The following is a 22,656-nucleotide window of genomic DNA, read 5'->3' on the forward strand; positions in this document are numbered from 1 at the left end:
GCAGCTAGGTCTGCGCCGTGGTTTTTTGCTAAGGTGTTCAGCAACCTATAAGACCATATCGCGAGGTGTCTGCTTGATTAGGGTGCTAGTAGTCGATGACCATGATCTCGTTCGTACAGGCATTACACGAATGCTGGCTGACATCGATGGCCTGCAAGTAGTCGGCCAGGCCGAGTCAGGGGAGGAATCCCTGATCAAGGCCCGGGAGTTGAAGCCCGATGTGGTTTTGATGGACGTCAAGATGCCTGGGATCGGCGGTCTTGGCGCCACTACAAAGTTGTTGCGCAGCCATCCGGATATCAAAGTCGTGGTAGTGACCGTGTGTGAGGAAGATCCTTTTCCTACACGGCTGCTACAAGCGGGCGCGGCTGGCTATCTGACAAAAGGCGCGGGATTGGCGGAAATGGTCCAGGCCATTCGCCTGGTATTTGCCGGCCAACGCTACATCAGCCCGCAGATTGCCCAGCAGCTGGCGATCAAGTCGTTCCAGCCCACCAGCGACTCGCCGTTCGATGCGCTGTCGGAGCGCGAAATCCAGATCGCCCTGATGATTGTCGGCTGTCAGAAAGTCCAGTCGATCTCCGACAAGCTGTGCCTGTCGCCGAAAACCGTGAACACCTACCGTTATCGGATTTTCGAAAAGCTTTCCATCAGCAGTGATGTTGAATTGACCCTGCTGGCGGTACGCCACGGCATGGTAGACGCCAGCGCCTGAAATGACAGCTCCTGAAATAAAGGTCCAATTCGATCCGAGTGCGTTCCTTGCAACCTGCAGTGGCCGTCCCGGCGTGTATCGCATGTTCGACAGCGAAGCGCGCCTGCTCTACGTTGGTAAAGCCAAGAACCTGAAGAGCCGCCTGGCGAGTTACTTCCGCAAGACCGGCCTGGCAACGAAGACGGCGGCACTGGTGGCGCGTATCGCCCAGGTGGAAACCACCATCACCGCCAATGAAACCGAGGCGCTGCTCCTTGAGCAGACGCTGATCAAGGAATGGCGGCCGCCCTACAACATCCTGCTGCGTGACGATAAGTCCTACCCGTACGTGTTTCTCTCGGACGGCGACTTCCCACGCCTGAGCATCCATCGCGGTGCCAAGAAGCAGAAGGGCAAGTACTTCGGGCCTTACCCCAGCGCCGGCGCCATTCGCGAAAGCCTGAGTCTGCTGCAAAAGGCATTTTTCGTTCGCCAGTGCGAAGACAGTTTCTACAAGAACCGCAACCGTCCGTGCCTGCAGTACCAGATCAAACGCTGCAAGGCGCCATGCGTAGGCCTGGTTGAGCCGGCGGAATACGCTGAGGACGTGCGCCATTCGGTAATGTTCCTAGAAGGCCGCAGCAATGCCCTGGCCGATGAACTGTCCGGCGCCATGGAGCAAGCGGCCAGCACCCTGGATTTCGAGCGCGCCGCCGAACTGCGCGACCAGATCTCCCTGCTGCGCCGCGTGCAGGACCAGCAGAGCATGGAGGGCGGCACCGGTGACGTCGACGTCATCGCCGCCTTCGTCAACCCGGGCGGTGCTTGTGTGCACCTGATCAGCGTGCGCGGCGGCCGGGTGCTGGGCAGCAAGAACTTCTTCCCCCAGACCGGTATAGAAGAGGAGGTCGCCGAAGTCATGGCGGCGTTCCTTGGCCAGTACTACGTCAGCAGCCCCGAGCGCGACCTGCCGAGCGAGCTGATCGTCAACGTGGTGCATGAGGACTTCCCGGCGCTGATCGAAGCGATTCACGAATTGCGCGGCCGCGAGCTGGACATCAGCCACCGCGTACGCGGCACCCGGGCCCGCTGGCAGCAACTGGCCGTGACCAATGCCGAACAGGCCCTGGGCGCACGTCTGGCCAACCGCCAGCACGTCGCCGCACGGTTTGACGCTTTGGCCGAAGTCCTCAACCTTGACGAGCCGCCCCAGCGCCTCGAGTGCTACGACATCAGCCATTCCAGCGGCGAAGCCACCGTGGCCTCCTGCGTGGTGTTCGGGCCTGAAGGACCGATCAAGTCCGACTACCGGCGCTACAACATCGAAGGCGTTACTCCGGGCGATGACTATGCCGCCATGCACCAGGCCCTGACCCGCCGCTTCAGCAAACTGAAGGACGGCGAGGGCAAGCTGCCGGACATCCTGTTGGTGGACGGTGGCAAGGGTCAGCTATCCATGGCCCGCGACGTGCTCAATGAACTGGCGGTGCCCGACCTGATCCTGCTCGGCGTGGCCAAGGGGGCCACCCGCAAGGCCGGTTTTGAAACCTTGTACTTGAATGATGCCGCCCATGAGTTCACTTTGAAGGGCGACTCCCCGGCGCTGCATCTTATCCAGCAGATCCGCGACGAAGCCCACCGTTTCGCCATCACCGGCCACCGCGCCCGACGTGGCAAGACCCGGCGTACCTCAACCCTGGAAGGGGTGGCGGGGGTCGGGCCAACGCGGCGGCGGGACTTGTTAAAACATTTTGGTGGCTTGCAGGAGCTGTCCCGTGCCAGCATCGAAGAAATAGCCAAAGCTCCCGGTATCAGTAAAAAGCTCGCAGAGTTGATTTATGCAAATCTGCACAGCGAGTAGAATGCCTTCTCACCTCGTAGCCAGTTGTGCCGATGAATATCCCTAATCTGATCACCGTACTACGCGTCCTGCTCATACCGATTTTCATATTGCTGTTTTACCTGCCGTACGAATGGAGCTACATGGCATCCAGTTCGGTGTTTGCCTTCGCGGCCGCCACCGACTGGCTGGACGGTTACCTGGCCCGTCGCCTGGAACAGAGCACGCCGTTTGGCGCGTTCCTGGACCCGGTGGCCGACAAACTGATGGTAGCGGTCGCCCTGGTGCTGCTGGTGCAGGAACACGGCAACCTCTGGTTGACGTTGCCGGCGGCCGTGATCATCGGTCGCGAGATCGTGGTCTCCGCCCTGCGGGAGTGGATGGCCGAAATCGGCGCCCGAGCCCACGTGGCCGTGTCCAACATGGGCAAATGGAAAACCGCGGCGCAGATGCTTGCCCTGGTGATCCTGCTGGCCAACCCGTCGGATTTCTCCTTCTGGGTATTGCTGGGCTACGCCTTGCTGCTGATCGCCGCGGGCCTGACCTTGTGGTCCATGCTGCAATATTTGCGCGCCGCCTGGCCGCATCTGCGCACCGAGGTTGAAAAGAAATAAAACTTTTTTGAATCAAGGGGTTGACGGGTGATGAGGATTCTATAGAATGCGCATCACCAAGACGCGGGAATAGCTCAGTTGGTAGAGCACGACCTTGCCAAGGTCGGGGTCGCGAGTTCGAGTCTCGTTTCCCGCTCCAAACACAAAGAAAAAGCCACTCAATAGAGTGGCTTTTTTTTGCCTGGGATTTAAGGAATAGACGCTTCGGCGTCTTTTTTCGTTTCTACGCAAAACTACTGAAATCCGTCTCCAGCCACTTTTTTTAGTACATTTTTGAGTACATGGAATACGGGCAGTGGGCACAGCGGTTTTTGGGCGGAGCACCCCGGTCCGGCATCGTATACATCTCCTCGACCCGAAGCACATGCCGCATTCCCGCCACCCGAAACAACAACGCCGGCAAGTGCCGGCGCTGTGTGCGGTTCAGGCATTACCCTCAGCGAAATGCCGGCACCACGTGCTTGATAAACAGCTCAAGGGATTTTTTCTTCTCCGCGTGGGGCAAGCTGTTATCACACCAGAAGCTGAACTCGTCCACACCCAGCTCCTGGTAGTACTGGATGCGCGGGATGATTTCTTCAGGCGTGCCAATCATTGCGGTCTTGTGCAGGCTTTCCAGTTCAAACTCCGGACGCCCGGCGAATTTTTCTTCCGGGCTCGGGTCAAGGAAGCCGTTGACCGGCACGGTCTTGTTGCCGAACCAGGCATCAAAGGTGCGATAGAATCGGGCGATTGCCTTGGCCCCGACTTTCCAGCCGTCAGGGTCGTCTACCGCGTGCACGTGGGTGTGACGCAACACCATCAGTTGTGGGCGTGGCACATCCGGGTTGTTGTCCAGGGCAGCCTGGAATTTATTTTTCAGGTCGAGGACTTCTTCGTCGCCCTTCATCAACGGCGTGACCATCACGTTGCAGCCATTAGCTACCGCAAAGTTATGCGAGTCCGGGTCGCGTGCGGCAATCCACATCGGCGGGTTGGGCTGCTGGATCGGCTTGGGCACGCTGGTGGAGGTGGGGAACTTCCAGATGTCGCCGTCATGGGCATAGTCGCCTTTCCACAACGCACGTACCACCGGCACCATCTCGCGCAGCGCCTGGCCGCCGGATGAGGCGGGCATGCCGCCGGCCATGCGGTCGAACTCCACCTGGTAGGCACCACGGGCCAGGCCGACTTCCATGCGTCCGTTACTGATCACGTCGAGCAGCGCGCATTCGCCTGCCACCCGCAGTGGGTGCCAGAACGGCGCGATGATGGTACCGGCGCCCAGGTGAATGGTGGTGGTTTTGGCCGCGAGGTAAGCCAGCAGCGGCATCGGGCTGGGCGAGATGGTGTATTCCATGGCGTGGTGTTCGCCAATCCAGACGGTGCTGAAACCACCGGCTTCCGCCATCAGGGTCAGTTCGGTCAAGTCTTCGAACAACTGGCGATGGCTGACACTTTCATCCCAGCGTTCCATGTGCACGAACAGGGAAAATTTCATGACGCTTACCTCGGATCTATTGTGATCGGCCTGTCGACTGCGGGCCCTTAGGTGCTCTCGCCAATGTGAAGCTTGCCAGTGATGAAGGCTATTCGGCGGATTGATTGTTGGTATACCATAATACGGAATATCTGCAAAACTTTTCTCTCCAACGGTCGCACATTCACTTCACAAGGAAGGCGAGCTAGATGAACATAAAACAAAAATTGATCCTGGCCTTTGCGGTGATCGCCAGCCTGCCAGTCATTCTGGTGGCAGTGATGATCATCCTCAACGTGCGCCATGAGGCACGGGACGGCTTTATCGACGGCAGCGAACGCGAGATTCGCCAAGTCGACAATGCCATGCAATTGTTTTTTGAAGGTATCAGTCAGAACGTCGCCTACCTGGCGGCGCATCCGCAGTTGCAAAGTATCAACGGCGATGTGAAACGCTATCTGGCCAGCGACGCCGCCCAAGTCGCACTCGGCGAGCGCGATCAGCAGTTGTTCAAGCTGTTCGAGGGCCTGGCCAAGAGTCATTCGGCCTACACCTACCTGTCACTGGGTACTGAAGATGGCGGCTATGTATTCTGGCCGGGTGACCCGAAGCTGGCGAGCTACGACCCGCGCACCCGGCCCTGGTACAAGACGGCCATGGCGCAACCGGGCAAGACCCTGCGCACCGAGGCGTATTACTGGGCCGCCGATGACGTGGTGCTGGTCAGTACGGTGCGAAGCTTCAATGACCGCCAGGGCAACGCGAGCGGGGTGGTGAACATCGATGTTTCCCTCAAGCAACTGACCGACCTGGTCAAACAGATCAAGCTGGGTGACAGCGGCTACCTGATGTTGATGGAAGCCAATAACACCGTGTTGGTGGACCCGAATGACCCGTCTCACAACTTCAAGAAACTTAGTGAGTTGGGCGAGGGTTACCGGCAGTTGAGCGAGGCTGGGCAGGGCCTGGTGCAGGTCGAGTTGGCAGGCGAGCGCTACATGGCGTTTGTCTGGCCGTCCAGGGCATTGGGCTGGCGGTTTGTCGGGGTGGTGCGGGAAAGTGAAGTGATGGCCGGCGCGGCGCGCCTGACCTGGCTGATCGCGGCGATCGCCCTGGTGTGTGCCGTGTTGTTTGCAGTGGTGGGCGCCTGGTTTGCCGGGCTGATCGTCAAGCCGATTCGTGGTGTGGCCAGCGGCCTGGAAGGCATCGCCCAGGGCGAAGGAGACCTGACGGCGCGCCTGCCGGTAAAAGGGCGAGACGAGACGGCACAACTGGCCGGCTGGTTCAACCAGTTCCTCGAAGCGATCCGCACGCTGATCCAGCGCATCGGCCAGGCGGCCGGGCAGATCCACAGCAGTTCGGGGAGTGCCATGGAGGTCTCGGTGGAAATGGCTGAGGTCGCCTCACGCCAACGGGAGGCCGTGGACATGGTGTCCACCGCGTTTCATGAGATGGTCGCCACCTCCAATGAAGTCGCGCGCTCCTGCAGCCAGGCCGCCGACTCTGCCGACAACGGACAGCGCCAGGCGCACACCGGCCAGCAGCAGATCGACGCAGCAGTGAGCAGCGTAGGGCGCCTGAGTGAGGAAATCGGCCACTCCGCCCAGTCCATGGAGCAACTGGAAAAAGACAGCAACGACATCCAGTCGATACTCGGCACCATCCGCTCCATCGCCGAACAGACCAACCTGCTGGCGCTGAACGCTGCCATCGAAGCCGCCCGAGCCGGTGAACAGGGGCGTGGTTTTGCCGTGGTGGCAGACGAAGTGCGGGCCCTGGCCAAGCGTACTTCGGACTCCACCGGCGAGATCGACGGGCTGCTGGGCAACCTCGCCCGGCGTACCCATCAGATGGGTAAACAAATGCATGCCAGCCTGGAGGTGTCCCAGGAAACGGTGGTGTCGATCAACGACGCACGGGCCAGTTTTGGGTTGATTCGCGAGTCGGTGGACGTGATCCGCGACATGAATACGCAAATCGCAACGGCTGCCGAAGAGCAGCACCAGGTGGCTGAAGACATCAATCGGCACATCAGCCAGATTCACGGGGATGCACAGTTGGTGGCGAGCCTGGCTGATTCCACGCGCCAGGATGCGCAGCAATTGACGACGTTGTCTCAGACGTTGAATCAGTTGGTCAGCCGCTTCCGCACCTGACCGGTGGGCGCCCGGGCTGCCGGGCGCCTGCAACGGTAACGATCAGGCAATGGCGGGCAGGGCGCCCATCTTGCCGTGGCAATACACCAGTGGCCCGGCGTTCTGCCGGGGCACGATCAGGTTCTTCACCGCACCGACCATGATTGCATGGTCACCGCCTTCATACTCACGCCACAACTCGCACTCGATCACCGCCGTGGCATTGGCGAGGATCGGGTTGCCCAGTTCACTCAACGTCCATTCGATGCCCTGCGCCTTGTCTTTGCCCTTGCGCGCAAAAGCATAGGCTTCGCTTTGCTGCCCACCGGACAGCACATGAATGGCAAAGCGCTGGTTCTTGATCAGCACCGGATAGGAGTCGGAACTGTAGTTGGGGCAGAACAGCACCAGGGCCGGCTCCATGGACAACGAGCTGAACGCACTGGCGGTAAGTCCGACTATCTGCCCGTCATCATCGAGCGTGGTGATCACGGTGACTCCGGACGGAAACGAACCCATCACTTGTTTGTAGATGGCGGCATCGATCATGGGACGGTCCTCGTAGGGTGAAGCGGATTTTATAGATTTGTAGGTCTGATGGTATACCGTAATACAATCTAATCAAGGGCTTTTTCAGGCGGCCGATGAACGTTGACCTTTGGTCTTATAGCCAATGAATACGGGGGTTAGCCCGCTGAATGAAGAGGGGCCGTGTGGCACAATAGCGGATCAGATGCGTGCCAGGACTACGGATCAGTCTTGTGAAAATGTTGGAATACCATAATATGGTGTTCGTATGGGGGTGGCCAGAGAGCTCCCCCGGTTTGGCGTCAAACAACTATAAGATCAGACAAACGCGAGTTCATTTCCATGCCCCAGATGTCCCGGCAAGATCCCCTGATCGAGAATCACACGGTCGATTACGTCCCCCTCGCGGAGCGCCATGGAAAGGCCCGCGACCTGTTCACCCTATGGTTCAGCACTAACATTGCACCGCTGCCCATCGTCACCGGCGCTATGGTGACTCAGGTGTTCCATCTCAACCTGGTGTGGGGGCTGCTGGCGATTGCCCTCGGGCACATGCTCGGCGGTATTGTCATTGCCCTCGCGTCGGCCCAGGGCCCGCGCATGGGCATCCCGCAGATGGTGCAGAGCCGGGGTCAGTTCGGGCGCTACGGAGCGCTGCTGATCGTTTTCTTCGCGGCCCTGATCTACATTGGCTTTTTCATCTCCAACATTGTGCTGGCGGGCAAGTCCATCGTCGGCATCGTGCCGTCGGTACCGGTGCCGGCCAGCATCCTGATCGGCGCGCTCAGCGCCACGGCCATTGGCGTGATCGGCTATCGCTTTATCCATACCCTGAACCGCATCGGCACCTGGGTGATGGGCAGCGCATTGCTGGCGGGTTTCCTCTACATTTTTTCCCACGACCTGCCGGCAGACTTCCTCACCCGTGGCGGCTTCAATCCGGCCGGCTGGCTGGCGACGGTGTCGTTGGGAGTGATCTGGCAGATCAGCTTCTCCCCCTATACCAGCGATTATTCGCGCTACCTGCCGGCTGATATCGGCATCACCCGACCCTTTGTCGCCACCTACCTGGGGGCCACTCTCGGCACCATTTTGTCGTTCTCCTTTGGCTTGGTCGCCGCCCTGGCGACACCCGAAGGCACTGAGGCGATGGTCGCGGTCAAGCAAGCCACCGGCTGGCTGGGGTCGATCCTGATGGTGCTGTTTCTGCTCAATATCATCAGCCACAACGCCCTGAATCTGTATGGTGCGGTGCTGTCGATCATCACCTCGATCCAGACCTTCGCCAGCCAGTGGACACCCGGCATCAAAGTGCGTGTGGTGCTGTCCAGCGTGGTGCTGGCCGGATGCTGCGTGGTGGCATTGGGCGCGTCGGCGGACTTCATCTCGCAATTTATCGGCCTGATCCTTGCGCTGCTATTGGTGCTGGTGCCGTGGGCGTCGATCAACCTGATCGATTTCTACATCATCAAGCGTGGCGCCTATGACATTGCGTCGATCTTTCAGGCGGACGGCGGGGTTTACGGACGCTTTAACCTGCATGCGATCGTGGCGTATTTCATCGGCATCATCGTGCAACTGCCGTTTGCCAATACGTCGCTGTACGTGGGGCCATGGGCCAATCTGGTAGAGGGCGCAGACCTGTCGTGGCTGGTGGGGTTGGTGGTGACGTGTCCGCTGTATTACTGCCTGGCGACGCGCGAGCATAGCCGGAAGATGAGGACGGTAAAGTTGGGCTATACCGACTGATCATCGAATGAACTGAAATGCCCGGCCAATGCCGGGCATTTTTTTATCTGCAGTTAAGGCCTGCCGATGCAGCCGTATCCTTGTAGCAAGCTGGCTTGATGATCAATGACATCCGGCCAGGTCCAATGTTAGCAGGCAAAAAAAGGCCGCCACAACCCGACGTTGTGGCGGCCCAAGGGTGACTCAATGGGCGCCGGCGGCCTTGTTCAGATCGCTTTCAGCCCATGCGGTATAGACGCAGGCATCCGCCGTGGCCCAGCGCACGCGCACCGGGTCGCCGGCCTTGAGTGGCATGCCCGCAGCAGACAACGCCTTGACTGTCATCGAGGTGCCGCCAAGGGTTTTCACGGTGCAGGTCTGGCTTTCGCCGAGGAACAGCACCTCGCCTACAATCGCTGACACCTCATTCCAACCCGCCGCCAATGCCTGCTCGGTAGCTTGCTCGACACTCAGCGCCAAGGCTTTTTCCGGGCGTACCATCAACAGCACCTCCTGCTCGGTTTGCAAGCCGCTGGTCAGGCGGATCGACAGCGATTGGCCTTCAAACGATGCCACCGCATTCCCCTGCGCCTTGAGCTTGAGGAAGTTGGAGTTACCGAGGAACGAGGCTACAAACGCATTTGGCGGGTTCTGGTACAGGTCGTAGCCACTGCCCAGGCCGACAATCTTGCCGTGGCTGAAAATCGCGATGCGCTGGGACAGGCGCATGGCTTCTTCCTGGTCGTGGGTTACGTAGACGATGGTGATGCCCAGGCGCCGATGTAATTGGCGCAGTTCGTCCTGCAGGTCTTCACGCAGTTTTTTGTCGAGGGCGCCGAGGGGTTCGTCCATCAGCAGGATGCGCGGCTCGTACACCAGCGCCCGCGCGATGGCGACGCGTTGCTGCTGGCCGCCGGAGAGTTGCGAAGGGCGGCGATGGGCAAATTGCTCAAGCTGCACCAGCTTGAGCATGGCGTCGACGCGCTTCTCGCGCTCGGCGCTGGCCAGTTTGCGAATCGCCAGGGGGAAGGCGATGTTGTCGCGCACCGACAAATGCGGGAACAGCGAGTAACGTTGGAACACCATGCCGATGTCGCGTTTGTGCGGCGGCACATTGACCAGGGATTGGCCGCTCACCAGGATCTCGCCGCTGCTTGGCGTTTCAAAGCCTGCGAGCATCGACAGGGTGGTGCTTTTGCCAGAGCCGCTGGAGCCGAGGAAGGTCAGGAATTCGCCGTCCTTGATGTCCAGCGAGATGTTATCCACGGCGGCAAATTCACCGTAGTACTTGTTCAGGTTGCGCAAGCTGACCAGGGGTTGGCCATGGTTTTGCGCGGTATCTTGGATCACTGCACTCATGTCTTGCTCCTGGGCGCTCAAGCGCGGGTTTCTGTGCGCCGGCGAAGGGCGGCGGCGATGACCATGACGAGCACCGAGAGGCCGATCAGCAACGTCGAGGCGACGGCAATCACAGGCGTCAGGTCCTGGCGCAGGGTGGTCCACATTTTTACGGGAAGGGTTTGCAGGGTCGGGCTGGCCATCATCACGCTGAGCACCACTTCGTCCCATGAGACGAGAAAGGCGAACAACGCGCCGGCCACCATTCCCGGGCGAATCGCCGGGAATGTCACCTTGAATACGGCCTGCAGGCGCGATGCACCGCAGATCACCGCCGCATCTTCAATCGATTGGTCGAACAGCTTCAGCGAGTTGATGATCGAGATAATGGTGAACGGCAGCGCGACAATCACATGGCTCACTACAAAGGCGAACATCGTGCCGGTATAGCCGAGCTTGAGGAACAGTGCGTACACCGCCACCGCGATGATCACCAACGGCACGATCATCGGCAGGGTGAACAGGCCGTAGAGCAACTCGCGGCCAGGAAATCGCCCACGCACCAGGGCAAATGCGGTGGGCAGGCCCAGCGCCACGGCGAACACGGTGGTCAGTACCGCAACCTTGAGGCTCGCTACCGCCGCGTTCATCCAGTCGGCATTGGAGAAGAACTGGCCGTACCATTTCAGCGTCCAGCCCGGTGGCGGGAACACCAGCCATTGGGACGAGCCGAACGACAGCAACACGATGAACACGATCGGCAACAGCAAGAACAGGCCAATCATGCCGGTGGTGGTGTAGAGGCCCAGGCGCATCCTGCGGCTCATGGCATTGGAAGTCAGGAGCATGACGGCTTACCTCGCGTTGCTGGCGCCAACCGGGGATTCCGGCTGAAGCTTCAGGTAGAAGTAGAACAGCACCAGCGTGATAAAGATCAGCAATGCGGCGCCGGCACTCGCCAGGCCCCAGTTGAGGAACGACTGCACCTGCTGGATGATGAACTCAGGCAGCATCATGTTCTGCGCGCCGCCGAGCAGCGCCGGGGTGACGTAGTAACCGAGGGACATCACAAACACCATCAAGCCGCCGGAAAACAACCCCGGTCGGCACAGCGGCAGGAACACCCGGAAGAAGTTGGTCCAAGGGCTGGCACCGCAGATGGAGCCGGCCTGCAGGATCATCGGGTCGATGGCCTGCATGGTTGCCTGCAATGGCAGCACAATGAACGGGATCATGATGTAGCTCATACCGATCACCACGCCGGTCAGGTTGTGCACCATCTCCAGCGGCTGGTCGATGATGCCCATCGCCATCAGTGCCTTGTTGATCACCCCGGAGGCTTGCAGCAATACCAGCCATGAATAGGTGCGGGCGAGCAGGCTGGTCCACATCGACAGCAGCACGATGTTCAGGATCCAGCGCCCCCAGCCGCGTGGTACCAGGGTAATCACCCAGGCCAGCGGGAAGCCCAGCAACAGGCTGAACAGGGTCACCAGGCCGGCCACCGAAAAGGTATTGAGCAGTACCCGGGCGTATGCCGAGTTAGCGAACAGTTGCTCATAGTTGCCAAGGCCCGGTACGGGCTCCAGCACGCCGCGCAGCAACAGGCCGATCAGCGGCGCGAGGAAGAACAGGCCGAGGAACAGCAGCGCCGGGATCAGGTTGCTCGACCCCCGCCAGCGCTGCGCCAGGGATGGCGCACCTGGTTTGCAGGAAACTGCGCCAGCAACGCCGAGGGCGCTCCCGGTCGGCGTGGTTGCCGTCATTTTCATTTGACTAGCCATTCATTCCACCGTGTCGCAATGGCCGGACCGTTCTTGGCCCAGTAGGCGAAATCGAGGGTGATCTGGTCCTTGGCATACGCCGTCGGCAGGTTGGGCGCCAGCACTGAGTCCAGGCGCTGCACACTGTCGATGTTCACCGGTGCATAAGCGGTCAGGTTAGAGAAGTCGGCCTGGCCCTTGGCGCTGCTGGCACTGGCCAGGAACTTCATCGCCGCGCCTTTGTTTTTGCTGCCTTTAGGCACGACCAGGATGTCCGCCATCACCAGATTCTGTTTCCAGCTTACGCCTACGGGTGCGCCATCTTCCTGCAGGGCATGAATGCGGCCGTTCCAGAACTGACCCATGCTGACTTCGCCCGAGGCCAGCAGTTGCTGGGACTGTGCGCCGCCGCCCCACCAGACGATGTCTTTCTTGATGGTGTCGAGTTTCTTGAAGGCGCGGTCCAGGTCCAGGGGGTAGAGCTTGTCGGCGGGAACGCCGTCAGCCAGCAGCGCCAGTTCGAGCACGCCAGGGCTTGGCCATTTGTAGAGGGCACGTTTGCCGGGGTAGGTTTTGGTGTCGAACAGCGCGGCCCAGTCCTGTGGCTTGCCAGCGCCGAGCTTGCCCTCGTTGTAGCCGAGTACGAAGGAGAAGAAAAACGAGCCGACGCCATGGTCGGAGACAAACCGCGGGTCGATCTTGTCGCGCTGGATCACCGAAAAATCCAGGGGTTCGAGCAGCCCTTCAGCGGCGGCGCGCAAGGCGAAGTCAGCCTCCACGTCTACCACGTCCCACTGCACGTTGCCGCTCTCGACCATGGCCTTGAGCTTGCCATAGTCGGTGGGACCGTCCTGCACCACAGTGATCCCGCTGGCCTTGCTGAAAGGATCGGCCCACGCCTGCTTTTGCGCATCCTGGGTGCTACCGCCCCAGCTCACGAAATTGACGCTTTCGGCCGCCAGGGCCGCGTGAGTGGCCGTGGCCAGCAAACCCGCGAACAGCATCGCGGTTGCACGTTTGTTCAACACCATTTTCACGCCCTCATTTGTTTTGTTATTGAGCGGGCCTGGTAATGCCCGCCTATCGGGAGCAGTAGGTCTCTCGAAGCCTCTATTGCGAAGCCTCAAAAGTCGACCGTACCAAGGCTTGTTACTGGCGCTATCCCTGGCATGCGCACTTGGCAAAAGTACTCGGTCGATGGAATATCATATTATGGTATTCCAAGCTTTGTGCAAGCACTTTGCCTTACCGGTTATCCGTCATTCGGTGAACGGAATGCTTTCCACCACCTCCAGGTCGTAGCCTGTCAGCCCGGCGTATTTCAGCGGAGGGCCAAGGTGGCGCAGCTTGCAGACGCCAAGGTCCTGCAATATCTGCGCGCCGGTGCCGACTTCCGAATAGATCCGCGACTGCGAACGGCTGAACTGGCGCGGCGTCTGGGTCAACTGCGGGACGCGTTCGAGCAGGGCCTGGGAGGATTCATGATTGGCCAGCACCACCACCACGCCGCTGCCTTCTGCGGCGACGCGTTGCAGGGCGGCCCATAAGGTCCAGTTGGAGGGGCCGCTATACTCGGCGCCCACCAGGTCGCGCAGCGGGTCGATCACGTGCACGCGCACCAGGGCGGGCGTGTCGCGGTGTAACTGCCCCATGACCATCGCCATGTGCACGCCGCCATCAATGCGGTCCTCAAAGGTGATCAGGCGGAACGTGCCGTGCACTGTGGGCAGGTCGCGCTCGCCGATGCGCACTACGGTGCGCTCGGTACTGAGGCGGTAGTGGATCAGATCGGCGATGGTGCCGATCTTGATCCCATGCTTGTGCGCGAACACCTCAAGGTCAGGGCGACGTGCCATGGTGCCGTCATCGTTCATCACTTCGACGATCACCGAGGCTGGTGTGTGCCCGGCCAGGCGCGCCAGGTCGCAACCGGCTTCGGTGTGCCCGGCGCGCGTCAACACGCCACCATCCTTGGCGCGCAACGGGAAAATATGCCCCGGTTGCACGATGTCGGCCGGCCCCGCATCGGCATTCACGGCCGCGGCCACCGTGCGCGCCCGGTCGGCGGCGGAGATGCCGGTGGTCACGCCGGTGGCGGCTTCGATGGACACGGTAAACGCGGTGCTGAACACGCTGCCATTGCTCGGCACCATCTGCTGCAGGCCGAGGCGCTGGCAGTGTTCGTCGGTGAGGGTCAGGCAAATCAGGCCACGCGCTTCCCGGGCCATGAAGCTGATAGTCTCGGCGGTGCAGCACACCGCGGGCAGCAACAGGTCGCCTTCGTTCTCCCGATCCTCGTCGTCCACCAGGAGCACCATTTTGCCTTGGCGGTAGTCTTCGATGATGTCTGCGATGTTGTTGAAAGACATGGTGGCTGCTCGATTTATTGGTTGTATGTATTATGGTATACCACAAAACCAAGCAAGAGGATGTCACGATGAAGGCTTACTGGATTGCCCATGTAAATGTGTCCGATGCAGAGCAGTACACGCAGTACACCCAGCGCGCGCCTGCGGCCTTCGCGAAGTTTGGCGGGCGCTTCCTGGCCAGGGGCGGGCGCAGCGCCGCGATGGAAGGCGGGCCTGCCAGGCAACGTAATGTGGTGATCGAGTTCGACAGCTACGAGCAGGCGCTGGCCTGTTATGAGTCTGCGGAGTATCAGGAGGCAAAGGCGCGTCGTGAAGGGGCGGGCGAGGCGCAGATCATCATCGTGGAAGGGCTGGTGCCTTAGGGGTATCAGGCATACACCACATTTTTGATCCGTGTCGGGTCTGACGATCAGCGGATGAAGTGAATCTTGCCGCTGTCGTCGTTACCGATGTAGATGCCATACACCCCAGCCTGGCGTTCCTCGATATAACGCTCGAGGATCTGCCGGATCGCCGGGTAGTAGATGCTGTCCCAGGGAATGTCCTCGGGCGCGAAGAACTTGTAGTCGAGGGTCTCCGGCCCGAACTGGCCGGTGATCTGCAGCGCGATGGCGCGGAAGATGATGTACACCTCGCTGATCTTCGGCACGCTGAAAATCGAGTAGGGCGAGAGGATCTCCGCGCGTACGCCGCTTTCTTCCCAGACTTCGCGTAGTGCGGCCTGTTCAGTGGTTTCGCCACCTTCCATGAAGCCGGCCGGCAGCGTCCAGGTGCCAGGACGCGGCGGGATGGCCCGCTGGCAAAGCAGATATTTGCCGTCCTGCTCGATGATGCAGCCGGCGATAATCTTCGGGTTGATGTAGTGGATGTAGCCGCAGCCCCGGCACATCAGGCGCTCATGGGTATCACCCGGTGGCAGCTGGTGACCGAGGTCACTGCTGCCACATGTCGGGCAAAAACTGGGGCTGGGCATGGTCAGTGACCTATGCGCGGTTCTTTGAGGGCGATGGGCAGTGTGATCTCGGGGATCTTGCCGGTCTCTTCCTGCTTGCGCTTGAGGTAATCCAGGGCCACGGCGGCGGCGGCGCGCACGTGGTCGACACAGGCCTGGTGGGCGGCGAGCGGGTCGCCGCTCTTGATCGCCTGGACCATACGCTCCATTTCCTGGTTGCTGGTACCGCGACGGTTTTCCTGGGATACCGAGGTCGCGCGCAAGTAGCTGATACGTGCCTGCAACTGACGCAGTTGGGTGGCCGCCACGTGGTTGCCGGAGCCTTCGAGCAACACGTCGTAGAATCCTTGTACCGAATCAATGACCTGTTGCAGCTCACCGTCCTTGAGGGCCTTGCGGTTTTCCTCGAGGGCTTTTTCCAGTGCCTTGATGTCCTTGGCCTTGGCGCGCAGGGTGAACAACTGCACGATCAAGCCTTCGAGCACGCAACGCAGTTCATAGATGTCGACGGCATCGGCCAGGGTGATGATCGCCACTTGCGGGCCCTTGGCATCGGCGAACTCCACCAGGCCTTCGGACTCCAGGTGGCGCAAGGCTTCGCGCACCGAGGTGCGGCTGACGCCGAGGCGGTCGCAAAGGTCGCGTTCCACCAGGCGGTCACCCGGCAGCAGTTGGAAGTTCATGATGGCGCTGCGCAGTTTTGCCAGCACGATTTCGCGCAGGGTGACCGGGTTGTGATTGACCTTGAAGCTGTCGTCGAGTGGCAGGCGTTTCATGGGGGCTGCTCTGAATGTTGCGGTTAACTGGAGGCCTCGGCGTCGGTTTCGGCGAAGGCTTCACGGGCCAGTCGGAAACTGTCCACGGCGGCGGGAACCCCGCAATAAATGCCGACCTGAAGCAGAATTTCGCGTATTTGTTCACGACTCAGCCCGTTACGCAAGGCGCCGCGCACGTGCAGCTTGAGTTCATGGGGCCGATTGAGGGCCGAAATCATCGCCAAGTTTATCATGCTGCGTTCTTTAAGCGACAAACCCTCACGGCCCCACACATGGCCCCAGCAGTATTCGGTGACCATCTCCTGCAGGGGGCGAGTGAAGTCGTCGGCGTTCTCGATCGAACGTTGCACATAGGCTTCGCCCAGCACTTGCGTACGGATTTTCAGGCCCCGTTGGTACTTGTCGTCGCTCATCAATCAGCTCCTCAGGCCAGGGTGGGCAGCGGGCCCAGCTTGCCCTTGTGGTAGATCATCGGTGTGACCGGTTGCTCGGGCAGGATCAGGTTTTTCACCGCTCCGACGATGATCGCGTGATCGCCACCGTCGTATTCGCGCCACAACTCGCACTCGATGATCGCCGTGGCCTTGGCCAGCAGCGGATTGCCCAGTTCGCTCAAGTGCCACTCGATGCCCTTGGCCTTTTCCTTGCCCTTGCTGGCAAAGGCATAGGCTTCGGCGGTCTGGTCGGCGGACAGCAAATGAATCGCAAAGCGCTTGCTGTCGCGCAGGATCGGATAGGTGTCCGATGCATAGTTGGGGCAGAACAGGACCAGTGCCGGGTCGATCGACAGCGCACTGAATGCGCTGGCGGTGATGCCGACGATGCCGCCATCCGGGTCGAGGGTAGTGACGACCGTCACCCCGGACGGGAATGAACTCATGACGTCTTTGTAAATGCCGGGTTCGATCATGGTCGGGGTCTCTTAACGCATCACAAAAGGATCAGGCATGGGCGCCTGGGAAAGGTTGATCCACACCGTCTTCAGCTCGGTGTAAGCCAGTACCGAATCGATGCCACTTTCACGTCCATAGCCGCTGTTCTTGAAGCCGCCAATGGGCGCCATGGCCGAGACGGCGCGGTAGGTGTTGACCCAGATAATCCCCGAACGCACGTCGCGGGCCAGGCGGTGGGCACGACCGAGGTCGCGGGTCCAGATGCCGGCGGCGAGGCCGAACTGAGAGTCGTTGGCGATGGCCAGGGCTTCGGCTTCGTCCTTGAAACGGATGACCGAGGCCACCGGGCCGAACACTTCTTCCTGCATGATCTTCATCGAGTTGCGGTCGCACTCGAACAGGGTCGGCTCATAGAACCAGCCTTCGCCCAGGTTCTGCGGACGCTTGCCACCGGTACGCAGGCGCGCACCTTCAGCGATGGCATCCGCCACCAGGCCTTCGACCACGGCCAGTTGCTGTGCGGTGGCCATGGGGCCCATTTCACTGGCGTCGTCCTGCGGGTTGCCGATGCGAATGCGTTTGGCGCGCTCTACCAGGCGCTCGACGAATTCGTCGTAGATTTCATCCTGCACCAGCAGGCGCGAGCCAGACACACAGCTTTGCCCCGACGCCGCGTATATCCCGGCAATCGCACCATTGATGGCGCTGTCGAGGTCGGCATCGGCAAAGATGATGTTCGGTGACTTGCCGCCCAGTTCCAGCGACAGCTTGGCGAAGTTCTCGGCGCTGCTGCGTACTACGTGCCGCGCCGTGGCTGCGCCGCCGGTAAAGGCGATCTTGCGCACCAAAGGGTGGCGGGTGAGGGCGGCGCCGGTGCTTGGGCCGTAGCCAGTCACCACATTGACCACGCCCGGCGGAATGCCAGCCTCCAGGGCCAGGCGCGCCAGTTCGAGGATGGTCGCCGAGGCGTGCTCCGACGGTTTGATCACGATGGTATTACCCGCTGCCAGGGCCGGCGCGAGTTTGATCGCGGTCAAGTACAGCGGGCTGTTCCATGGAATGATCGCGGCCACCACGCCCATGGCTTCGTGCACGGTGTAGGCGAAGAGGTCCGGCTTGTCCAGCGGCAGGGTGCCGCCCTCAAGCTTGTCGGCCAGGCCTGCCGTGTAATGGAAGAACTCCGGCAGGTAACTGACCTGACCGCGTGTCTCGCGGATCAGCTTGCCATTGTCGCGGCTTTCGAGCTGTGCCAGTTGTTCCTTGTTTTCGGCAATCAAATCTCCCAGGCGGCGCAGCAGTTTGCCCCGCGCGGTAGCGGTGAGGCCACGCCAGGCCGGGCTGTCGAAGGCGCTTTGCGCGGCCTGCACGGCGCGCTCCACATCCGTCTCGTCGGCGTCGGGCAGTTGCGCCCAGGGTTCGGCCAGGGCCGGGTTGAGGCTGTCGAAAGTCTTGCCGGACAGGGCATCGACCCATTCACCGCCGATGCACATCTGGAAGCGTGCGAGTGTCATGCAACGATCCCCTTTATTGGATTTTTTTGGGTGTACACCGTGTCAAGAAAGCCCAGCAGCAGTTGGTTGACCAGCCGCGGCGATTCCACTGGCATCATATGCCGTTGCTCGGCCAGCACTGCAACCGTCGCACCGGGAATGCGATCGGCCAGTTGCCGGGCCATCTCCGGGGTCGAGCCCGGGTCGAGTTCACCGGTGGCGACCAGGGTCGGCGCGCGCAAACCCTTGAGGTCGTCGGCGCGGTACATGTCCTGGGTCGCGAACAGCTCGTACGTGGTGAGGTAGCCCTGGGGGTCGTTGCCCGCCAGGGTTTCACGCAGCGCAGCGATCTGCGCCGGGTTGGCTGCCTGGTACTCGCGGCTGAACCAGCGTGACAGCGCGGCTTCGGCATTCGCATCCGGGCCATGCTCGGCGGCCTGGGCAGTGCGTGCGATCACCCCGGCACGCTGTTCGGCGCTGCGGTTGAACACACTGTTGAGCACCACCAGGCCTTGCAGGCGTTCGGGGTAATGCAAGGCAAACGCCCGCGCAACCAGGCCGCCCATGGAAAACCCGATCACCGTTGCCTGAGGCAGTTGCAGGTGGTCGAGCAGTTCCAGCAACTGGTCGGCATACCCCAGCAGCGGGGTGCCGGCAGCCGGGCGTGGGCTGGCGCCATGGCCCAGCATGTCATAGGTGATCACGCGATAATTCGTGGCCAGGCCAACGACTTGCCCGCCCCACATTTCTTTATTCAGGCCCACGCCGTGGATCAAAACCACAGGCTGGCCTTGGCCGGTCGCCAGATAACTGGTGCCAGCCGGGGTGCGATCAGCGGTGAGCTGAATCATGGAGCGCTCCTGCATATTTTTTGTTTGGGTGACCGGTCTTGCTTACTGGGCTTTCTCGGCTGCCAGCTCTTCCAGGTCGATGTAACGGTTGCCGATGCGTGGGTGCAGGCGGCCGCCGTCGGCGCACCCAAGGACCACCACGATCTCGTCGGCACGCGGGGAATCTTCTATCTGCATTTCCAAGGTGATGTAGTGCGAGCGCAGCCCTTCGTCATCCTTGTGCATCATCGGGATTTGAATCGATGTGCCCGGGCCACCGCGCTTGTTGGTAAAACTCAGGTAGCTCTTGGCCTTGACCGCTTCGCGGTAGTGGTTGCCAAAGCGCAGGGTATGGATGATTGCCGAGGCGTGTTCGATTTCACCGTCGGCACCGACCACGGCGGCCTTGCCATAGGCTTCGATGTTGTCTGCACCACCGATAATGCCAATCAGGCGCTCCACCATCAGTGCGCCGAGATCCGAGCAGTTGGCACGGATTTCCGGTTTCAGGTCTTCGACAAAACCGCGACCCAGCCACGGGTTTTTCAGGACGACAGCCAGGCCCACCATAGTCACTGGCGTGTCGGAGGCCTTGCCGCCTTCAATAAAGGTTTCTTCTACATAGCTGACGATCTTGCGGATTTCAAAACTCATGGCTGCTCCACCTGGGTGCTGATTGGTTTATGTATGATGGTATACCATAATACCGCAAGCGCAAGAGCTGCAAGCAAACTGAAGATGGGTTCGCGCGATAAAAGGTCGAGCGGATGGCTTTTTCTGGTCTTGAGATCCCAGTGGCTCTTATGCAGGGCGGGGCCCCAGGACGGCTTTCAATCCCAAGAACAGGTCTATCAGGGGATAACGTTGCAGCTATTAGAGTTTTCTGCGAACGAGGCTAATCTTTGAAAACGTCACTAAAAGGTGTGCCAAGCATGTCAACTGAATCGAAATGCCCTTTCAACCACGCTGCGGGTGGCGGCACCACGAACCGAGACTGGTGGCCCCAGCAACTGAACCTGAAGATCCTGCATCAGCATTCCTCCCTCAGCGACCCCATGGGTCAGGGCTTCGATTACGCCAAGGCGTTCAAGAGCCTTGACTTCGAAGCGGTCAAGCAGGATTTGCGCGATGTCATGACGCAATCCCAGGACTGGTGGCCTGCGGACTTTGGCCATTACGGCCCGCTGTTCATTCGCATGGCCTGGCACAGCGCCGGGACCTACCGTACCGCCGACGGTCGCGGCGGTGCCGGTTCCGGTCAGCAGCGCTTTGCACCGCTCAACAGCTGGCCTGACAACGTCAGCCTGGATAAGGCGCGTCGCCTGATCTGGCCGGTCAAGCAAAAGTACGGCCGGCGGATTTCCTGGGCCGATTTGATCGTACTCACCGGTAACGTTGCGCTGGAGTCGATGGGGTTCAAGACCTTCGGGTTCTCCGGTGGTCGCCCGGATGTCTGGGAGCCGGACGAGGACGTTTACTGGGGCGCCGAGACCACGTGGCTGGGGGGAGAAGAGCGTTACGGCGTGCAAAAGAAAATGCAGCAGCCGGGTGATGGTCCGTTGGTGGCTGAACCGCAGAACCATGGCAACGAAGAAAGCCGCACCGGGGGCGGTGAGCGCAACCTGGAAAATCCCCTCGCCGCTGTGCAGATGGGCTTGATCTACGTGAACCCGGAAGGGCCTGAAGGTGTTCCGGATCCGGTCGCCTCGGCGAAGGATATCCGTGAAACCTTCGGTCGCATGGCGATGAATGACGAAGAGACCGTAGCCCTGATCGCCGGCGGTCACGCCTTCGGCAAGACCCACGGCGCAGGTCCGGCGGATAACGTCGGCCCGGAACCGGAAGCGGCTGGCCTGGAAGAGCAGGGGCTGGGCTGGAAAAACAGCTTCGGCAGTGGCAAGGGCGGTGACACCATCACCAGCGGGCTGGAGGTGACCTGGACTTCGACGCCGACAAGATGGAGCAATGAGTACCTCGAAAACCTCTTCGGCTTTGAATGGGAACTGACCAGGAGCCCAGCGGGCGCCCACCAGTGGACGCCGAAGAACGGTGCCGGCGCCGGCAAGGTTCCGGATGCCCATGACGCCGGCAGGCGGCATGCGCCGAGCATGCTGACCTCGGACCTGGCGCTGCGTTTCGATCCGGCGTACGAACAGATCTCCCGACGTTTCCTGGCCAACCCGGACCAACTGGCAGACGCCTTTGCCCGTGCCTGGTTCAAACTTACCCACCGCGACATGGGCCCGCTTGCGCGTTATCTCGGCCCGGAAACCCCCGCGGAAGAGTTGCTGTGGCAGGACCCGATTCCTGCGGTCGATCATCCACTGGTGGATGAGCAGGATGTGGCGGCGCTCAAGCAAAAGATTCTCGCCGCGGGGCTGACGGTCTCGCAGCTGGTTTCGACGGCATGGGCAGCGGCGTCCACCTTCCGCGGCTCCGATAAACGCGGGGGAGCCAATGGCGGGCGCCTGCGCCTGGCTCCGCAGAAGGACTGGGCGGTCAACCAGCCTGAGCAACTGTCGGGCGTACTGAAGCGTCTCGAAGCTATTCAGGGCGACTTCAATGCCGCACAGACGGGAGGCAAAAGGATTTCCCTGGCCGATCTGATCGTGCTGGCGGGCAGCGTGGGGGTTGAGCGGGCGGCCAAAAATGCCGGCCGCCAGACCACGGTGCCTTTCACGGCAGGGCGCACGGATGCTTCCCAGGAGCAGACGGATGTCGAGTCGTTCGGTTTCCTTGAACCGGTCGCCGATGGCTTTCGCAACTACCAGAAGGGGCACTACAAGGTGTCGGCCGAAGCGTTGCTGATCGACAAGGCGCAACTGCTGACATTGACCGCACCCGAAATGACGGTGCTGTTGGGCGGACTGCGGGTCTTGGGTATCAATGTCGGGGAAAGCAAGCACGGGGTGTTCACCGAGCGCCCGGGAACCCTGACCAATGACTTCTTCAGGAACCTGCTGGACATGGGCGTTGAATGGAAGCCAGTCACCGGCAGCCACGATACCTTTGAGGCGCATGACCGCAAGACCGGTGCCATCAAGTGGACGGGCACCCGGGTCGACCTGGTGTTCGGTTCGCATGCCCAGTTGAGGGCGCTGTCCGAAGTCTATGGCAGTGCCGACGCCGAGGAGAAGTTCGTCGAGGACTTCGTGGCGGCCTGGACCAAGGTGATGAACCTGGATCGCTTTGAACTGGCCTGACACTGGCGCCTGACGTTTACAGGCCCACGCTGTGGGCCTGTTCG

21 protein-coding genes, 1 tRNA gene and 1 pseudogene are annotated in these 22,656 nt (G+C 60.8%); 9 read left to right on the plus strand and 14 right to left on the minus strand.

What is annotated here, in order from left to right:
* Positions 1-73: 73 nt before the first annotated feature.
* The 4 genes from uvrY (at position 74) to HX821_RS27080 (ending at position 3,287) form a co-directional block, all read left to right on the plus strand.
* Positions 74-715 (plus strand): UvrY/SirA/GacA family response regulator transcription factor, encoded by a 642-nt coding sequence (gene uvrY, locus HX821_RS27065; protein WP_008436066.1) that lies wholly within the window; start codon positions 74-76, stop codon positions 713-715.
* A 1-nt stretch (position 716) separates the two neighbouring features.
* Entirely contained in the window at positions 717-2,555 is a 1,839-nt protein-coding gene (gene uvrC, locus HX821_RS27070; protein WP_032899474.1) for an excinuclease ABC subunit UvrC, read from the plus strand.
* A gap of 32 nt (positions 2,556-2,587) precedes the next feature.
* Entirely contained in the window at positions 2,588-3,148 is a 561-nt protein-coding gene (gene pgsA, locus HX821_RS27075; protein WP_003208929.1) for a CDP-diacylglycerol--glycerol-3-phosphate 3-phosphatidyltransferase, read from the plus strand.
* Between the two features lie 63 nt (positions 3,149-3,211).
* Positions 3,212-3,287: transfer RNA gene (locus HX821_RS27080), tRNA-Gly, on the plus strand.
* A gap of 297 nt (positions 3,288-3,584) precedes the next feature.
* Here HX821_RS27080 and HX821_RS27085 read toward each other — a convergent pair.
* Positions 3,585-4,628, minus strand: a complete 1,044-nt coding sequence (locus HX821_RS27085; RefSeq protein ID WP_102368697.1) for an LLM class flavin-dependent oxidoreductase — start codon at positions 4,626-4,628, stop codon at positions 3,585-3,587.
* 344 nt (positions 4,629-4,972) lie between these two features.
* On the opposite strand from HX821_RS27085, the pseudogene HX821_RS32110 reads away from it, so the two are divergent.
* Positions 4,973-5,905: pseudogene (locus tag HX821_RS32110) on the plus strand (cache domain-containing protein); the annotation flags it as partial.
* A 129-nt stretch (positions 5,906-6,034) separates the two neighbouring features.
* Positions 6,035-6,763 carry a methyl-accepting chemotaxis protein gene (locus HX821_RS32115; protein WP_371132431.1) on the plus strand — a complete coding sequence of 243 codons (729 nt, stop codon included), beginning with the start codon at positions 6,035-6,037 and terminating at the stop codon, positions 6,761-6,763.
* A gap of 42 nt (positions 6,764-6,805) precedes the next feature.
* On the opposite strand, the gene HX821_RS27095 is transcribed toward HX821_RS32115, so the two are convergent.
* Positions 6,806-7,291 carry a flavin reductase family protein gene (locus tag HX821_RS27095; RefSeq protein WP_087694309.1) on the minus strand — a complete coding sequence of 162 codons (486 nt, stop codon included), beginning with the start codon at positions 7,289-7,291 and terminating at the stop codon, positions 6,806-6,808.
* Positions 7,292-7,612: 321 nt separating this feature from the next.
* On the opposite strand from HX821_RS27095, the gene HX821_RS27100 reads away from it, so the two are divergent.
* Positions 7,613-9,019, plus strand: coding sequence for a cytosine permease (locus HX821_RS27100; protein ID WP_087694308.1), 1,407 nt, complete (start codon positions 7,613-7,615; stop codon positions 9,017-9,019).
* Positions 9,020-9,202: 183 nt separating this feature from the next.
* Here HX821_RS27100 and HX821_RS27105 read toward each other — a convergent pair whose 3' ends face one another.
* From HX821_RS27105 to ribBA, 5 genes are all read right to left on the minus strand, one after another.
* Positions 9,203-10,357 (minus strand): ABC transporter ATP-binding protein, encoded by a 1,155-nt coding sequence (locus HX821_RS27105; protein WP_087694307.1) that lies wholly within the window; start codon positions 10,355-10,357, stop codon positions 9,203-9,205.
* 17 nt (positions 10,358-10,374) lie between these two features.
* Positions 10,375-11,184 (minus strand): ABC transporter permease, encoded by an 810-nt coding sequence (locus tag HX821_RS27110; RefSeq protein ID WP_087694306.1) that lies wholly within the window; start codon positions 11,182-11,184, stop codon positions 10,375-10,377.
* A gap of 6 nt (positions 11,185-11,190) precedes the next feature.
* Positions 11,191-12,108 (minus strand): ABC transporter permease, encoded by a 918-nt coding sequence (locus tag HX821_RS27115; protein WP_168197505.1) that lies wholly within the window; start codon positions 12,106-12,108, stop codon positions 11,191-11,193.
* Positions 12,105-13,130 carry an ABC transporter substrate-binding protein gene (locus HX821_RS27120; RefSeq protein WP_087694314.1) on the minus strand — a complete coding sequence of 342 codons (1,026 nt, stop codon included), beginning with the start codon at positions 13,128-13,130 and terminating at the stop codon, positions 12,105-12,107. Before HX821_RS27120 ends, HX821_RS27115 begins: the two co-directional genes overlap by 4 nt.
* Positions 13,131-13,358: 228 nt before the next feature.
* Positions 13,359-14,468, minus strand: coding sequence for a bifunctional 3,4-dihydroxy-2-butanone-4-phosphate synthase/GTP cyclohydrolase II (gene ribBA / locus HX821_RS27125; RefSeq protein WP_087694304.1), 1,110 nt, complete (start codon positions 14,466-14,468; stop codon positions 13,359-13,361).
* A gap of 68 nt (positions 14,469-14,536) precedes the next feature.
* On the opposite strand from ribBA, the gene HX821_RS27130 reads away from it, so the two are divergent.
* Positions 14,537-14,830, plus strand: coding sequence for a DUF1330 domain-containing protein (locus tag HX821_RS27130; protein ID WP_087694313.1), 294 nt, complete (start codon positions 14,537-14,539; stop codon positions 14,828-14,830).
* A gap of 47 nt (positions 14,831-14,877) precedes the next feature.
* On the opposite strand, the gene HX821_RS27135 is transcribed toward HX821_RS27130, so the two are convergent.
* From HX821_RS27135 to HX821_RS27165, 7 genes are read right to left on the minus strand one after another with little or no spacing between them, the layout of a single operon-like run.
* Positions 14,878-15,441 (minus strand): NUDIX hydrolase, encoded by a 564-nt coding sequence (locus HX821_RS27135; protein WP_087694303.1) that lies wholly within the window; start codon positions 15,439-15,441, stop codon positions 14,878-14,880.
* Between the two features lie 2 nt (positions 15,442-15,443).
* Positions 15,444-16,196, minus strand: coding sequence for a GntR family transcriptional regulator (locus HX821_RS27140; protein WP_087694302.1), 753 nt, complete (start codon positions 16,194-16,196; stop codon positions 15,444-15,446).
* Between the two features lie 23 nt (positions 16,197-16,219).
* Positions 16,220-16,609: a carboxymuconolactone decarboxylase family protein gene (locus HX821_RS27145; RefSeq protein ID WP_087694301.1), complete on the minus strand. Its 390-nt coding sequence runs from the start codon at positions 16,607-16,609 to the stop codon at positions 16,220-16,222.
* A gap of 11 nt (positions 16,610-16,620) precedes the next feature.
* Positions 16,621-17,106, minus strand: a complete 486-nt coding sequence (locus HX821_RS27150) for a flavin reductase family protein (RefSeq protein ID WP_010567340.1) — start codon at positions 17,104-17,106, stop codon at positions 16,621-16,623.
* Between the two features lie 12 nt (positions 17,107-17,118).
* Entirely contained in the window at positions 17,119-18,600 is a 1,482-nt protein-coding gene (locus HX821_RS27155; protein WP_087694300.1) for an aldehyde dehydrogenase, read from the minus strand.
* On the minus strand, positions 18,597-19,430 hold the full coding sequence (locus HX821_RS27160) for an alpha/beta fold hydrolase (RefSeq protein WP_102368700.1): 834 nt from the start codon (positions 19,428-19,430) through the stop codon (positions 18,597-18,599). The genes HX821_RS27155 and HX821_RS27160 overlap by 4 nt, the downstream gene beginning before the upstream one ends.
* Positions 19,431-19,472: 42 nt before the next feature.
* Positions 19,473-20,063, minus strand: a complete 591-nt coding sequence (locus HX821_RS27165) for an amino acid synthesis family protein (RefSeq protein WP_087694298.1) — start codon at positions 20,061-20,063, stop codon at positions 19,473-19,475.
* Positions 20,064-20,341: 278 nt separating this feature from the next.
* On the opposite strand from HX821_RS27165, the gene katG reads away from it, so the two are divergent.
* Positions 20,342-22,612, plus strand: coding sequence for a catalase/peroxidase HPI (gene katG / locus HX821_RS27170; RefSeq protein ID WP_177036930.1), 2,271 nt, complete (start codon positions 20,342-20,344; stop codon positions 22,610-22,612).
* The last annotated feature ends 44 nt before the right edge of the window (positions 22,613-22,656 follow it).

Origin of the sequence: Pseudomonas sp. B6001 (genome assembly GCF_013386015.1) — a bacterium.
Classification (GTDB): Bacteria; Pseudomonadota; Gammaproteobacteria; order Pseudomonadales; family Pseudomonadaceae; genus Aquipseudomonas.

Coding starts and splice junctions, on each gene's coding strand:
- uvrC (WP_032899474.1), top strand. CDS start 717: ATGACAGCTCCTGAAATAAAGGTCCAATTCGATCCGAGTGCGTTCCTT.
- pgsA (WP_003208929.1), top strand. CDS start 2,588: ATGAATATCCCTAATCTGATCACCGTACTACGCGTCCTGCTCATACCG.
- HX821_RS27085 (WP_102368697.1), bottom strand. CDS start 4,628: ATGAAATTTTCCCTGTTCGTGCACATGGAACGCTGGGATGAAAGTGTC.
- HX821_RS32115 (WP_371132431.1), top strand. CDS start 6,035: ATGGTGTCCACCGCGTTTCATGAGATGGTCGCCACCTCCAATGAAGTC.
- HX821_RS27095 (WP_087694309.1), bottom strand. CDS start 7,291: ATGATCGATGCCGCCATCTACAAACAAGTGATGGGTTCGTTTCCGTCC.
- HX821_RS27100 (WP_087694308.1), top strand. CDS start 7,613: ATGCCCCAGATGTCCCGGCAAGATCCCCTGATCGAGAATCACACGGTC.
- HX821_RS27105 (WP_087694307.1), bottom strand. CDS start 10,357: ATGAGTGCAGTGATCCAAGATACCGCGCAAAACCATGGCCAACCCCTG.
- HX821_RS27110 (WP_087694306.1), bottom strand. CDS start 11,184: ATGCTCCTGACTTCCAATGCCATGAGCCGCAGGATGCGCCTGGGCCTC.
- HX821_RS27115 (WP_168197505.1), bottom strand. CDS start 12,108: ATGAAAATGACGGCAACCACGCCGACCGGGAGCGCCCTCGGCGTTGCT.
- HX821_RS27120 (WP_087694314.1), bottom strand. CDS start 13,130: ATGGTGTTGAACAAACGTGCAACCGCGATGCTGTTCGCGGGTTTGCTG.
- ribBA (WP_087694304.1), bottom strand. CDS start 14,468: ATGTCTTTCAACAACATCGCAGACATCATCGAAGACTACCGCCAAGGC.
- HX821_RS27130 (WP_087694313.1), top strand. CDS start 14,537: ATGAAGGCTTACTGGATTGCCCATGTAAATGTGTCCGATGCAGAGCAG.
- HX821_RS27135 (WP_087694303.1), bottom strand. CDS start 15,441: ATGCCCAGCCCCAGTTTTTGCCCGACATGTGGCAGCAGTGACCTCGGT.
- HX821_RS27140 (WP_087694302.1), bottom strand. CDS start 16,196: ATGAAACGCCTGCCACTCGACGACAGCTTCAAGGTCAATCACAACCCG.
- HX821_RS27145 (WP_087694301.1), bottom strand. CDS start 16,609: ATGAGCGACGACAAGTACCAACGGGGCCTGAAAATCCGTACGCAAGTG.
- HX821_RS27150 (WP_010567340.1), bottom strand. CDS start 17,106: ATGATCGAACCCGGCATTTACAAAGACGTCATGAGTTCATTCCCGTCC.
- HX821_RS27155 (WP_087694300.1), bottom strand. CDS start 18,600: ATGACACTCGCACGCTTCCAGATGTGCATCGGCGGTGAATGGGTCGAT.
- HX821_RS27160 (WP_102368700.1), bottom strand. CDS start 19,430: ATGATTCAGCTCACCGCTGATCGCACCCCGGCTGGCACCAGTTATCTG.
- HX821_RS27165 (WP_087694298.1), bottom strand. CDS start 20,063: ATGAGTTTTGAAATCCGCAAGATCGTCAGCTATGTAGAAGAAACCTTT.
- katG (WP_177036930.1), top strand. CDS start 20,342: ATGTCAACTGAATCGAAATGCCCTTTCAACCACGCTGCGGGTGGCGGC.